Genomic DNA, 12,900 nt, shown 5'->3' with positions numbered 1-12,900 from the left:
AACAGCGACTGCCGCCTGGGCGCGGGTGGGTCCTCGCGCCTCCGGGAGGTCGGGCGCCGCGGGTTACGCCTGGCTCAGCATGGAGCGGGCGCGGGCGTCGAGGTCCGCGGCGTGGCTTCCGGCCCGGTTACGGAAGGGCGACAGCGCTCGGCGCATCTGGACGACGGTCTCCTTCGCGCGGCCGGACTGCACGCCGGTCATAGCGTCGAGTGCCTGGCTCCAGGTGGCGCAGGCGATGTCGAGGTGACCTTGCTGGGCCTGAACGGCGCCGAGGTATCCGAGCGTGACCGAGTGTGTTCTGGCGTACTCGGCGCCCCGCGTCCTGACACTGCGGTTGAACTGGGTTTCGGCGCCTTGGAGGTCGCCGAGGTCGCGCAATGCGGCAGCGGTCTCGTGGGCGAGGCTGGCTTCGGCGAAGAAGCCCACTCTGTTGGGCTCGTCGTCTCCTTCGCCGGCCCTGCCGAGGTCCTGTTCCGCGCGCAGGAGTGCAGCGATGGCCGCCTTCCTCTCGCCGGCGGCGGCCAGGCCGCGGGCGTGCACGACACCGAGGAGCGAGCGCTCCCGCCAGCAGGCCTGGGCGTAGCGGCGGCTGGAGAGGGAAGCTTCGGCCAACCATACGGCCTGCTGAGGTTTCCCGAGGTCGACGGCCTGGTGGGCCATCGCCCGCAGGACGTGGCCGGCCAGGGGAGCGTCTCCGGCCTCTTCGGCGAGCTTCGTGGCGATCGTCAGCCAGTGCTGTGCAAGTGGATGTTCGCGCCCGTCGAAGGCGGTCCAGCCTGCGAGGTAGGCGAGCTCGGCGGCTGCGGAGGTCATGCCGCGTCGGATGCTCTCGGAGGGGAACCGGCCGCTCAGGAATTCTGCAACATCGGTACGGAGGTAGGCGACGAGCGCCGTGCGGCCGGCGCGTCCGCCGCGCTTTTGGTCACGGCGGGAGAATATCGCGGCCATCTCCTGAACGTCCTCGACGTCCTGGGCGGTGACGACGTAGCTCGACAAGGGCCGGCGCGTCCGGGCCCGGTCCATGGCCCGCTCGAACCACTGGTCCTGGGGAAGAGCCAGGGCGGCAACCGAGTAGACCGAGGTGGCCAGCAGTCGCCGACGGTCGATATCCATGTCCATGCCCCCGAGCGTCACCAGCGTCGTCAGTGTGTCGTCGCTCCACGCCGACTGCGGCTCGGGCTCGGTGTCCGGCGCCAGCCCGATGTCGGCAAGCGTGACGAGGCGACCGAGGCCACGGGAGAGCGTCTCGGCCAAGATAAAGGGTGCGCGCCCCTCTACCGGCGCCCCACCGATCCAACGGGCGATGTACGGCTGCGCCACGCTCTGGAGTTCAGTCGCTCCGTGCTCGGCCGCCACCGCTCGGAAGCGAGCGGCCAACTGGCGCTGGGACAGGCCCAGCCCTTGGATGACGCCTTCCAGCCGTGTGTTGCGCGTGCGCCCCATGGTGCGCCCCAATCCCCGAAAAGATCTTGTATCACGTGTATCGCGCCGGTCGGTCTGCCGGGATACCCACCGGCCCGCGAACACGGTTCTCTCGTGAAGACGATATTCCTCCAACGCCTGCGGCGTGCAAGGAAGTCGACGACCTCATCCACACGGGCCAAACCGGTGGCCAGAGCTGAGCGTGTGCTGGCAGGCGAGGAGAAGCGGCCGATGAACGTGCACTACCTGACGCGGAGGGCGCCTGCCTGCCCGGCAGCGTCCGCCGTCGTGACGCACCAGGGAACAGTCCTGTCGGATCAAGGAGCGTCTGCGGTGACCGAGCCTCCTCTCCACCACGATGGCGGGCTCGGCGCGGACCTGCCGCAGTTCGAGGCGTCGTTCCCCGCGGACCCCGCGGCCATCCCGCCCATCCGTCGCAGGCTGCGGGCCCTGTTGAACGAGGACGGCCTGGAGCACGTAGCCGACGACGTTGCCCTGATCTGCCAGGAGCTCATGGCCAACGCTGTCGTACACGGCTGTCGCAACCTCCCGTCTGGGACCACACTCAAAATCACCGTGACGTGGTCCGACGCCCAGTTGCGCGCCGTGGTGCAGGACCCGTCCGACGAGAAGCCCAGCGAGCAGGGGGCTTCGAGGAGCCGGACGAGCGGGCGTGGCCTGCGGCTCGTCGGCGCGCTTTCCGACCGCTGGGGCGTCGAGAGCGCCCCGGCCGGTAGCGGCAAGTCCGTCTGCGCGGAGCTCGACTCTCCCAGGAGGCGGGTCTCATGAGCGTTCACGCAATGGCCCGCCCCGCGAGGGCGGCACGAGGAACCGGGACCGCCATCCCGCAGACGCGCTCCCGCTCCGGCACGTCGCCGGTCCCGCCCGGTCACACGCCACCCCTCGATGTTGCGGCTGCCCGGGTGCGCACCGCGCCGATCGGAGCGAGGGAGGAGGCGTTCGGACACCTGCTGACACGCCTGGACGAGACCACGCGATTCACAGCAGTAGCGGAGTCCGAGACGACCGAGGACCTCCTAGAGGGCGTCCTGGGACATGCAGCCGCGCCAAACCGCACCCAGATTGACTCGTGGGCGCCGAGGCTGGAAGCCGTCCTGCGAACCCTGTGTGAGAACTCGGGACGGATCATCCGGCTCCACGGCCCGTCTGCGGAGGCCGCCTTTCGATACGGCCGGGAACTCCTGGGTGAAGCCCCGCCTTCCTCGGCGGACTTGGGCCGACTCCGGCGTCTGGCGCACGCCGTCTCGATGATCCTCGACCTCGCGGGAGACACGCCATGATCGACGCAACCTCGGGTCCAGGCGCAGTGAACGGACAAGCTGCCCCGGCCGACATCGGCGAGCAGCGCGTCGACGGTCTGCGGCCCGTGGACAAGGAACGTGCGGCCCATCGGGCTCGCGTGACCGGCGGACAACCGTCGGGCACGAAGCCGAGCATGTACCGCCCGGAACTGTCTCGGCGCCGAGGTGGTGCTGGCAGCCCCACGGGGCGCAGCACGGGCATCGGCCGGCGAAAGCGTCGAACGCACGCCGCCGCACTCCTCTTGATCGGGGACAAGGTGTTATCGGCGCTCGGATGGCGGCGGCACACCACCAACGCCTTCGATCGGTGGCGCCTTCGTCCCCTCGTCGCCGCGCACGCCGTCGAGGACCTGGTGGAGCGGGTGCTGGGATCGTCGCCGCTGCCCCGTGGTGACAACGACGTCACGCTGCTCATCGTGGGCCTGCGCCGGCAGTTCCCCCATCTGGAACGGCTTGTCGGGGATGCGGACCCTGACCTGATCCGCCTGTCACGCCAGATCCGTAAAGAGCGCCTGCCGGAGGGCCGCATGCCGCTGGTGATCCTTGCCATCCGGCTTGCGGAAATCGCGCAGGCCCTGATCGACGCAGCTCCGACCGGCGAAGTACCGCCTCGTACAGCTGCTCCGGACCCTCTGCTTTCCGAGCGCCATGCCGTGGGCGCCTTCCAGAGCCCCGCCGCCCGCGAACTCGGCGGAGCCAAGGCGGTTATCCCTCCCGCACTGGCCCGGATGCCTGCGCCGCGCTCCGCCCGAGCCGGCGCATCGCATCGTGGACCCAGTTCGACGGCCGAGCTGGTCAGCGCCGCGGCGGGTTCCCTGGGCGACTGCGGGCCGCCCGCATAGACCCGAGCCCGGCGACAGGGGATGCCCCGCCGCCGACGCTCGCCCGTGGGCTCCGGCTTCCGAATTCTGGGGGACTGCTCGGCATACCGCCGTCCTGTCCCGGGAGCCGCGAGTGAGGCGGCGACTCCCCGTCGCCGTCGTCCCGGCTGCCGCGGTCCCAGAGACACCCCGCGGCAGCCGGTCCCCGCCCTTCTGTCTTCCCCGCCCACCACTTCGTCCGAGGATTCATGACCCCCATAGACCGCTCCGGCCACAGGGCGCCGCGTCGCATCATGACGGTGCGCGCCCGCCTCATTGTGGTGGCCTCCGTCGCGATCACCGCGCTGCTCATCCTGGTCGTCGTCAACGCGGTGCCGGCCTGGGATCAGCAGCGGAACCTGCGCAACGACAGCACCACGGGCCGCCTCGGTGGTGAAGCGTCGCTGCCCCTGTTCATAGCGGCGCAGGCCGAGCGCAAGCTCACCGCCGCGTACCTCGCCCGTCCCTCCGCTGCCGCGAAGACGGCCTTGCAGGAGCAGCGGAAGAAGACCGATGCCGGCCTGGAGTCCTTCAGGCGCCTGTCCGGCACCGAGTTGCGCACCGACCAGCGTCACCGGTGGGAGTACGTCGAAGCGGTCTACCAGCAGCTCGACACCCTGCCCCGGGTGCGCAAGAACGTGGACGCCCGGGAGGGCGGGCCCGACGAGTCCACCGGCTACTACACCTCCCTGATCAACAAAATGATCAGCTTCTACCAGGCGTTGAGCGCGATGGACGACGGCCAGCTCACCCTGGAAACGCGGCCGTTGGTCGGACTCTTCTACGCCTCGGACGCCTTGGCCCAGCAGGACATGCTTCTCACCCAGGCCCGCGATTCGGGGCAGATGACGGACGCCCACCGGGTGGCCTTCGCCGAGGCGTACGGCACCCAGCAGGTGATGTACGAGCGGTGGATCGCCCCCTACCTGCCCGAGCAGGAGAAGGCCCTCTACGACCAGATCACCGCCAGCCCGGAGTGGAAGGAGATCCAGGCGGCGCAGCGGTCGGTCATCACGCCGCCGGCCGACGATCTCGGGAACGAGCAGATCGGCGACCGGTCTTCCCTCGCCCAGTGGGACGACGCGTACGGGAAGGTCAGCGGGCAGCTCGCAGGGCTGAACCTGCAACGGACGCAGGGGCTGCTCGCCCACGGCTTCCAGCGGGCGGACGAGATCCGCACCCAGGTCTTCCTCCAGGCCGCCGGAAGCCTGGCGGCGATCGTGCTGATCGCCGGGCTCATCATCTGGCTGATCCGTTCCATCTCGGCCCGGCTGCGTCAGCTGCGTCGGCAGACGCAGGAGGGCGCCGAACGTCTGCCGCAGGTCGTGGAGCGGCTGATGCGCGGTGAAGTCGTCGACTCGAAGGCGGAGTTCCCCGATCCGGTCGGCGGTGACGAGTTCAGCCACGTCCAGGCCGCCCTGGCCGAGGCGCAGCGCACCGCGGTGCGCCAGGCCGCCGATCAGGCTGGCGACCGGCGCGGGGTCGGCGCTTTCGTCGCGGCGGCGACCGAGCGGACCCTCGGGCACATCAACCGGGCCCTGGGCCACCTGGAGAGGGTGATGGCCCGGCCGGACGTCGACCCTGTCCTGCTGGATGAACTGATCACCATCGACGGGGCCGTCTCCGCCAGCCGCCGCCACCAGGAGCACGTCGGGACGCTGGCCGGCAGCATGCGACAGGACCTCTACGACAGGCCGAGGTCACTGCTCGACCTGGTCAACGACGCCGCGGTGGAGACCGGTTCTCCCCGGCGGGTGACCAATGAGGTCACCGACACCGCCTACGTCCCCCCGCAGCACGCGGCCGCCACGGTGAAGGTCATCGCTGCGCTGATCGAGAACGGGATCGGCTACTCCACCGGCGAAGTGACCGTGCGCAGCGTCAAGGCCGTGCACGGGTTCGCACTGGAGATCGAGGACGCCGGCTTCGGGATGTCCCAGGAGGCCGTCGAGGCCGCCAACGCGGAGCTCACCCAGCACAACCAGGCGACGTTCGAGGCCATGGCGCAACGGCAGGGCAAGCTCGGCCTGTTCGTCGTCGCCCGGCTGGCCGGCCGCCACCATCTGAGCGTGTCGCTCAGGCGATCCGCGTACAGCGGGATCACCGCCGTCGTCATGATCGACAACAAGGCGCTCACGACGATGAAGCAGGACGTCACCGCGCCGTCCAGCTCGACCCGTCCCGTACGGACGGCGGCTCCCAGCGCGACGGCCCCCGACGGGGTGCCGTCGCAAGTGCCCCTGCCTCGTCGGCGGCAGCCGGCCCTCGACCCGGCCGCCGCTCATGCGCAGCGGCAGGCCGAGCATCTGGGAGCCGACACCCTTCCCGTGGCCACCGACGCAGACGCCGCTCCTCTGCCGCGCCGCGCGGCAGGCCAGCACCTCAACCCCATCCTGCGCGGCGACGCTCACTCCCCCCAGCAGCCGGGCGCACGGGCCGAGTCCAACCCCCAGCGAGTCGGCACCGACTGGGCGGACTTCCAGAGCGGAACACAGCAGGCCACCGAGTACGACCCCCACCGATAAGGACGAGAAGACACCCATGAACCCCGAGATCCAAAACCTCCTCGACCAGCGCGTCGGCAAGATCGCTCACGTGCTCGGAGCGGTCGTCGTGACGGAGGACGGCATCTTCCGCTACATGAGCGGCTGGACGAACGTGGCCGCCGACCCCTCCAAGGACAAGTCCGCTGAGGCAGTCCGGAAGGAGCTGGGAGAGCACCTGGCCGCCATGGCCAGCGGCATGGCCATCCTCGCCCAACGGCAGGCCGACTACATCCGCGGCGGCCAGATGCTGCGCACGGTGGTGGAGATGGAGAACGGCTGGTGCGTCGCCAGTCGCGCCGGCGTGCACAGCGTCATCGCCGTGCACGCGTCGAAGGAAGCCACGCTCGGACAGCTCGGATTCGAGTTGACCGATCTGGCCGCCCAGCTCGGCGGGATGCTGGACGTCGAGCGCCGGGAGCTGGCAACCGGCGAGCACAACGAGACGATCCTGTGACGGCGGCCTCGGGCGGCCGCCGGACGCGGCCGTACGCCGCAACCGGCGGCCGCACCCAGGCCCCCGACGCCACGCTGAGCATCGACACCCAGATCACCGCGCACACACGCCGCGAAGGGCGGCTGCTGAGCGAGCAGCATCAGCACGTCCTGGAGCTGTGCTCCGAGCCCAGGGCCGTGTCGGAACTCGCCGGACTCCTGCGGCTGCCCGTCGGGGTCATCACCGTCCTGGTCTCCGATCTCCAGCAGCACCAGTCGGTGACCGCCCGCGCCCCGGTGGACATGTCGCGCAACGACAACGTCACTCACCGCCTCATGGAGCGCGTACGCGCCAGCCTGCAGGCCCAATACGAAGAAGAAACCAGGGGGACACGGGGTGCCAACTGAACCTGCTCCGGAAGTCGTCAAAGTTGTCGTTGCCGGCGGCTTCGGGGTCGGCAAGACCACGTTCGTCGGTGCGGTCAGCGAGATCGAGCCGCTGAACACCGAGGCCGTCATCACCGAGGCGAGCGCGGGGATAGACCGCACCGAGGGAGTCGAGAGGAAGACCACCACCACCGTTGCCTTCGACTTCGGCCGACGCACCGTCGACGGCATCACCCTGTACCTGTTCGGAACACCCGGGCAGGACCGGTTTTGGTACATGTGGGACGACATGGTCCGCGGCGCCGTCGGCGCCATCGTCCTGGCCGACACACGGCGGCTCGGTGACAGCTTCGCCAGCATCGACTTCTTCGATGTCCGCGGCGTGCCGTACATCGTGGCGGTCAACGCCTTCGACGGCGCTCCCGCCTACAGCGAGGGCGACCTGCGCGCCGCCATGGAGCTGCCGCCGCTCGTCCCCCTTCTCCAGTTGGACGCCCGCGAGTCCGGCTCCAGCACCCTCGCGCTGATCACGCTCCTCAAATACCGGCTCAACCAGCCCGTGACCGCCTGACCCGGAGGACTTTCATGCCCGCCTTCGCTCCCTCCAGCTCCCTCCCCCTCTTCACCGACGAGCTCCTGGCCGACCCCTACCCCGCGTACGGCACCCTGCGGAGCGCCGGCGCGGCCGTGCACCTGGAGGAGTACGGCGTGTGGGCCATACCCCGCCACGCCGACCTCTCCGCGATCCTCAAGACGCCGGACGTCTTCGGTTCCGAGGGCGGGATAGCCCTCACCGCCCTGGCCAACCAGGAGATTCTCGCCGGCACGGTCCTCGCCTCGGACGGCGCTGCTCACGCCAAGCTCCGCCGGGTGCTGTCCAAGCAGCTCGCTCCTCGCGCGATGAAGGCCTTGGCCGGCCGCATCACCGCCCGCGCCGAGCGCCTGGTGGACGAGTACACGGAGACCGGCCGGTTCGACGCCGTTGCCCTTGCCCGGCACATGGTCTGCGACACCGTGATGGAGCTGATGGGCCTGCCCGACGCGGACCGCGAGGTCCTGCTCGACGGCGCCGCCGCCACCTTCGACGTCTTCGGCCCGCATGGCGACCGCTACCAGCAGGCGCTGCCGCTGGCGTCCCGCATGGTCCAGATACTCCACGAGAAGCTGATCCGCGAAAGCGTGCCCGCAGAGTCATGGATGGGGGCGATCTTCGAGGCCGTCGACGCCGGACAGATCGAAGAGGGCGAGGCGGTGCCCCTCGCCTCGGCGTACACGGCCGCGGCCATCGACACCACCGTCCTCGGCCTCGCCGACTGCCTCGTCCAGCTCGCCCGGCACCCCGAGCAGTGGCAGATCCTCCGCCGCGACCCCATCCGCTGGGCCACACCCGCCTTCCACGAGGCCCTGAGACTCGAAGCCCCCATACAGGGGTTCGGCCGCATGGTGACGAAGGCCGCCGACGTCGGCGGCGTCCACCTGACTGAGGGCGAGCAGGTGTGGCTGCTGTACGGATCGGCTGGCCGCGACCCCCGCCACTGGGGAGACGAAGCCTCCGACTACGACATCCGGCGCCCCCGCAACGGTCTGCACCTCGCCTTCGGCGGCGGCCCTCACCTGTGCGCCGGGATCCCACTTGCCGAGCTCCAGGCCCGCGCCGTCCTGCGTGCCCTGGCCGCCCGCTGCTCCCACCTCACCCCCGACGGCGAGCCGGTCCGCGTCCTCAACAATCTCCTGCGCGGCTTCAGCAGCGCGCCGCTCGCCGTCGAGCTCGCCCCCCGTACGACCTCCTCCGAGGCCAGTACGCCGGAGACCAGCCAGCAGGGAGCAGTGACATGACCCTTGCGACCCTGCCGCGCATCACTCCCGGGCCGCCGCCCCGCACCGCCGAGCCTGACCGGTTGCAGCATGTCGGGCCCGGGTGGGAGGTCCTGTTCATGCCGGCGCCGCTCGGCCGACTTGTGAGGGGTGCCCTCGCGGGGAGACCGGCGCGGGCTGCTCCCCTGGGCTGGGTCTTCGCGCACGCCGGTCAGTGGGGGATTTTCCTTCCCGAGGAGTCCGACGATCCCGCGTGGCCGCCGGGCACGACCTACCTCAAGGCGGGCGCGAGCGTCACGCTCCCTCCGCTCGGGGCCCAACAGGATGGGCAGGACTGCGCCTTCGGGTGGGTGAGCCGGGACGGCAGCCCTCTCAGCCGGCCTCTGCTGGTCCACCCCGTCGTCACGGCCCTCGCCGCCGACCAGACCCGCCTCGCCACCGCCACCCGGTGATCCCGGGCGTGACCGCGGCCCGCCGTACCGAGTCACCGACGGACACCGCCTTGGGCAGCGCCGAACACGCCGAGCAGATCCTCACAGTCTGACCAGGAGATTCCCGTGCAACCCCCCAGCGCTCCCTCACCTCCAGACCTGGCCACCGAACGACGCAGCCCTCTCTACATCGCACCGTTCGAGGGCGAGTTCGCGTGCGACGTCACCGTCCTGTTCGACAAGAACGGGCACGTCTACTTCGCCGACGAACGGCCCGAGGACCGGGATGTCGACGGCCTGCTGTGGGAACGCTGGGGCGGGACACCGACCGGCTCATTGGACTGGGCCGCGCACCACCCGGGGCGCCAGTGCGAGGTGATGGACGGTCGGCCGATGTGCGGAGTCCACAAGGGCGAACCGGACCGGGACGAACGCGGAACGCTCTGGCTCCTGCACGCCGATGAGAACGCCCAGGCGCTCCTGACTCTCTCCAACAGCATCACGACTGCCACGCCTGCGGTCTGCGTCCCGTGCGCCCGGCGCGCGCTGCGCGCGTGCCGGGAACTCCAACGCGGGTTCATTGCTCTGCGCGTCCGCGAAGCCCCGGTCATTGGCGTGCGCGGCACCCTGTACTCGCCCACCGAGCCCCCGTTGCCCAACCAGGTCGTCCGCTTCGGGGATGACGCCCTGCACCGGCTGGTCGCCCGCCAGCTGATGCGCGAGCTGATCAACGCCGAACTCGACGAAACCACCCTTACAGCGTCTGACTTCCCCGCGCCCGGACCGGCCGGGGCCGTGCTGCCGGGTCCCCGCCCGGTGTGGGGGTGATGAAGATGCGCAAAGCAGCACTCTTCGACCTGGACAGCACCCTCACCGACCACGCAGCGGCATTCGCCCGGTGGGCGGAGGAGTTCTGCGCTTCCACCGGCATCCCAGTGCCCGAGCTGATGCGAGCCGAGACGTGCCATGCCGGCGCCCGTCACGCGTTCTTCGCGGAGATCAAGACCGCATTCGGGCTCCGGCGATCCATCGCGTCGCTGCACGCCGACTACCGGCGTCGCTCGGCCGAGCTCGTGCCCTACCGTCCCGAGGTCTGCGCCGCCATGCAACAACTCGCCGACGACGGCTGGGAACTGGGCGTCGTCACAAACGGGGCCCCCGACACGCAGAGCCGCAAGCTCGAAGTCGCCCGCCTGACCTGCTACTTCGGCTCGGTCGTGATCTCCGGCGAGTACGGCGTTCGGAAACCGGGCGAGGTCCTGTTTCAGATCGCGTTGGACGAGCTGGGTGTCGATGACCCCGCCCACGGCGTGATGACCGGCGACTGTCTCGTCGCCGACATCGGCGGTGGACAGCGTGCGGGACTGCGCACCGTGTGGATCGCCGACGGGCGCACACGTCATGACCTCGACCCTGAACCCATTCACGTTGCGCAGGACGTGGTGCAGGCGGCCGCCTGGCTGCTCGGCAACCCGCCCCGTCCGGCTCGCACCTCTCCCCTGTCGCTCCTGGGCGGGTGAATCAGCTGTGCGAGGCAAGGACATCGCCCGGCTGGCCACCTTCGTGATCGCCATCGCGGTGATCATCACCGCCGCACAGCTGCATCCCCCGCCGTAATCCGCGCTGAGGTCGGGGCCGCCTGCCCTTTGCTGCGCCGGCCTCACCGCACCACCCGGCGCCCGCGTCCCGCGGGCGTCGAGCCGCACGCCCCGACAACCACCACGGTCCCCCGCGGACCACTGACCAGAACGGACTTCCATGGCTGGGCGTATCGAGGACTACGCACTAATCGGTGATCTCCAGACGGCCGCACTCGTCGGCCGCGACGGGACGATCGACTGGTTGTGCCTGCCCCGGCTCGACTCGGAGGCCGTGATCGCCGGACTTCTCGGCACCCCGGACAACGGCTACTGGCGTATCGGCCCGTCGGTGTTCGGAGTCGGCCCGAGCCCTGCGGCCGACCGCCGTTCCTACCGCGGGGACTCGCTGATCATGGAGTCAGAGTGGGACACCCCGACCGGCACGCTGCGGGTCACGGACTTCATGCCGCCGCGCACGGACGACGACGACAGCCCGCGCGTGGTCCGGGTTGCCGAAGCCGTCACCGGAACCGTCACCGTCGACGTCGCCCTGTCCTTGCGCTTCGACTACGGCCGGGTGGTGCCCTGGGTTCAGAAGACCGACGACAACCGCATCTCCGCGGTTGCAGGCCCTGACTCGGTATGGCTCGACACCGAGGCGGAGACCCACGGCGAGTCGCTGACCACGCGCTCCCGCATCTCGCTCGCCGAGGGCGAGCGCGTCACGTTCACCCTGAGCTGGCAGCCCTCGTACAAGGGCCCGCCGGGCAGGCTGGATGTCGACCAGGCCTTCGAGGACACCGAGAAATTCTGGGCGGACTGGGTCTCGCGGTGCACCTACAACGGCCGCTACCGGGCCGCGGTCATCCGCTCGCTGATCACCCTGAAGGCGCTGACGAATCCGCTGACCGGGGGGATCGCCGCAGCAGCGACCACCTCGCTGCCGGAGGAGATCGGCGGCGTCCGTAACTGGGACTACCGCTACGTCTGGCTCAGGGACGCCGCAAAAATCCTGTCGAGCTTCTTGCGGGCCGGCTACCTCGACGAAGCCCGTGCCTGGCGGAAGTGGCTGCTGCGCGCGGTCGCCGGCGACCCGGAGAACCTGCAGATCATGTACGGCATCGCCGGGGAACGCGAGATGCCGGAGACCACGCTGGACTGGCTCGTCGGCTACGAGAAGTCGGGCCCGGTCCGCATCGGCAACGGAGCCGCCGGCCAGCGCCAGCTCGACGTGTACGGCGAAGTCATCGGAACCCTTCACCTGGCCGCTCAATGCGGTCTCGAACGTGACGAGACCAGCAACACCCTGCTGCTCGAGCTCGTGCAGTCAGTCGAGATGCACTGGGGTGAACCTGACGCGGGCATCTGGGAAGTACGCGGCCCGAACCAGCACTTCGTGCACTCAAAGGTGATGGCCTGGGTCGCAGTCGACCGGGCCGTCAAACTCGTCGAGAGCGGCCACGCCGACGGCCCCGTCGAGCAGTGGAGGCAGCTCCGCGACACGATCCACCTGGACATCTGCACCAACGGATACGACGCCGAACGCAACACCTTCACCCAGTACTACGGCAGTCACGAACTCGACGCCGCACTGCTACTCATCCCCCAGGTGGACTTCCTGCCGGCGGACGACAAGCGGGTCATCGGCACGATCGAGGCCGTCCAGAGGGAGCTCTCCACCCCTGACGGCTTCCTCCTGCGCTACCCGACCAACGGCGACGACCCCGGTGTGGACGGGCTGCCGGGAGATGAGGGTGCGTTCCTCGTCTGCGCGTTCTGGATGGTCAAGGACCTCGCGATGATCGGTCGCCACGACGACGCGCGGACCCTGTTCGAGCGCCTACTCGACCTGAGCAACGACGTCGGGCTGCTGGCCGAGGAGTGGGATCCGAACCTGAAGCGCCAGCTCGGGAACTTCCCCCAGGGCTTCAGCCACAAGGGAATCGTGGAGGGAGCCCTCGAACTGGAACTCGGTGAACAGCGGGCATCGCTCCTCGCGGGTGCGTCCCGATGAGCCTGAACGCCACTGCCGAGGGCTTACCCACAGCGACCGCGCCCGCCACGGATCCCGTTGGCCACAGCGCCGTTGCCCACAAGGACGTCAC

General features: G+C 69.9%; 12 protein-coding genes. 11 read left to right on the top strand and 1 reads right to left on the bottom strand.

The genetic code is table 11. The annotated features are described in order from the left end of the window. Nucleotides 1–63 precede the first annotated feature (63 nt). On the bottom strand, nucleotides 64–1,443 hold the full coding sequence (locus ACFWP7_RS16945) for a Tat pathway signal protein (protein WP_384382163.1): 1,380 nt from the start codon (nucleotides 1,441–1,443) through the stop codon (nucleotides 64–66). A 312-nt stretch (nucleotides 1,444–1,755) separates the two neighbouring features. On the opposite strand from ACFWP7_RS16945, the gene ACFWP7_RS16940 reads away from it, so the two are divergent. From ACFWP7_RS16940 to ACFWP7_RS16890, 11 genes are all read left to right on the top strand, one after another. Beyond that, nucleotides 1,756–2,211 carry an ATP-binding protein gene (locus tag ACFWP7_RS16940; protein ID WP_384382162.1) on the top strand — a complete coding sequence of 152 codons (456 nt, stop codon included), beginning with the start codon at nucleotides 1,756–1,758 and terminating at the stop codon, nucleotides 2,209–2,211. Nucleotides 2,212–2,719: 508 nt separating this feature from the next. Next, complete coding sequence (locus ACFWP7_RS16935) at nucleotides 2,720–3,586, top strand: hypothetical protein (RefSeq protein ID WP_384382160.1); 867 nt, start codon at nucleotides 2,720–2,722, stop codon at nucleotides 3,584–3,586. 227 nt (nucleotides 3,587–3,813) lie between these two features. After that, nucleotides 3,814–6,129, top strand: a complete 2,316-nt coding sequence (locus ACFWP7_RS16930) for a nitrate- and nitrite sensing domain-containing protein (RefSeq protein WP_384382158.1) — start codon at nucleotides 3,814–3,816, stop codon at nucleotides 6,127–6,129. 16 nt (nucleotides 6,130–6,145) lie between these two features. Next, nucleotides 6,146–6,604, top strand: coding sequence for a roadblock/LC7 domain-containing protein (locus ACFWP7_RS16925; RefSeq protein ID WP_384382156.1), 459 nt, complete (start codon nucleotides 6,146–6,148; stop codon nucleotides 6,602–6,604). Further along, on the top strand, nucleotides 6,601–6,990 hold the full coding sequence (locus tag ACFWP7_RS16920) for a DUF742 domain-containing protein (RefSeq protein ID WP_384382154.1): 390 nt from the start codon (nucleotides 6,601–6,603) through the stop codon (nucleotides 6,988–6,990). The genes ACFWP7_RS16925 and ACFWP7_RS16920 overlap by 4 nt, the downstream gene beginning before the upstream one ends. Further along, nucleotides 6,980–7,540, top strand: coding sequence for an ATP/GTP-binding protein (locus ACFWP7_RS16915; RefSeq protein WP_384382152.1), 561 nt, complete (start codon nucleotides 6,980–6,982; stop codon nucleotides 7,538–7,540). Before ACFWP7_RS16920 ends, ACFWP7_RS16915 begins: the two co-directional genes overlap by 11 nt. Nucleotides 7,541–7,554: 14 nt before the next feature. Continuing rightward, on the top strand, nucleotides 7,555–8,805 hold the full coding sequence (locus ACFWP7_RS16910) for a cytochrome P450 (protein WP_384382150.1): 1,251 nt from the start codon (nucleotides 7,555–7,557) through the stop codon (nucleotides 8,803–8,805). After that, nucleotides 8,802–9,236: a hypothetical protein gene (locus ACFWP7_RS16905; RefSeq protein WP_384382148.1), complete on the top strand. Its 435-nt coding sequence runs from the start codon at nucleotides 8,802–8,804 to the stop codon at nucleotides 9,234–9,236. Before ACFWP7_RS16910 ends, ACFWP7_RS16905 begins: the two co-directional genes overlap by 4 nt. A gap of 105 nt (nucleotides 9,237–9,341) precedes the next feature. After that, on the top strand, nucleotides 9,342–10,043 hold the full coding sequence (locus ACFWP7_RS16900; protein ID WP_384382146.1) for a hypothetical protein: 702 nt from the start codon (nucleotides 9,342–9,344) through the stop codon (nucleotides 10,041–10,043). A 5-nt stretch (nucleotides 10,044–10,048) separates the two neighbouring features. Beyond that, nucleotides 10,049–10,735 (top strand): HAD family hydrolase, encoded by a 687-nt coding sequence (locus ACFWP7_RS16895; RefSeq protein ID WP_384382144.1) that lies wholly within the window; start codon nucleotides 10,049–10,051, stop codon nucleotides 10,733–10,735. 238 nt (nucleotides 10,736–10,973) lie between these two features. Beyond that, nucleotides 10,974–12,809 (top strand): glycoside hydrolase family 15 protein, encoded by a 1,836-nt coding sequence (locus ACFWP7_RS16890; protein WP_384382142.1) that lies wholly within the window; start codon nucleotides 10,974–10,976, stop codon nucleotides 12,807–12,809. Nucleotides 12,810–12,900 lie beyond the last annotated feature (91 nt).

The sequence above is a fragment of the Streptomyces sp. NPDC058470 genome, from assembly GCF_042721055.1.
Taxonomy (GTDB): domain Bacteria; phylum Actinomycetota; class Actinomycetes; order Streptomycetales; family Streptomycetaceae; genus Streptomyces.
This window is presented reverse-complemented; position numbering and strand designations above follow the sequence as displayed.

Coding starts and splice junctions, on each gene's coding strand:
- ACFWP7_RS16945 (WP_384382163.1), bottom strand. CDS start 1,443: ATGGGGCGCACGCGCAACACACGGCTGGAAGGCGTCATCCAAGGGCTG.
- ACFWP7_RS16935 (WP_384382160.1), top strand. CDS start 2,720: ATGATCGACGCAACCTCGGGTCCAGGCGCAGTGAACGGACAAGCTGCC.
- ACFWP7_RS16930 (WP_384382158.1), top strand. CDS start 3,814: ATGACCCCCATAGACCGCTCCGGCCACAGGGCGCCGCGTCGCATCATG.
- ACFWP7_RS16925 (WP_384382156.1), top strand. CDS start 6,146: ATGAACCCCGAGATCCAAAACCTCCTCGACCAGCGCGTCGGCAAGATC.
- ACFWP7_RS16910 (WP_384382150.1), top strand. CDS start 7,555: ATGCCCGCCTTCGCTCCCTCCAGCTCCCTCCCCCTCTTCACCGACGAG.
- ACFWP7_RS16905 (WP_384382148.1), top strand. CDS start 8,802: ATGACCCTTGCGACCCTGCCGCGCATCACTCCCGGGCCGCCGCCCCGC.
- ACFWP7_RS16895 (WP_384382144.1), top strand. CDS start 10,049: ATGCGCAAAGCAGCACTCTTCGACCTGGACAGCACCCTCACCGACCAC.
- ACFWP7_RS16890 (WP_384382142.1), top strand. CDS start 10,974: ATGGCTGGGCGTATCGAGGACTACGCACTAATCGGTGATCTCCAGACG.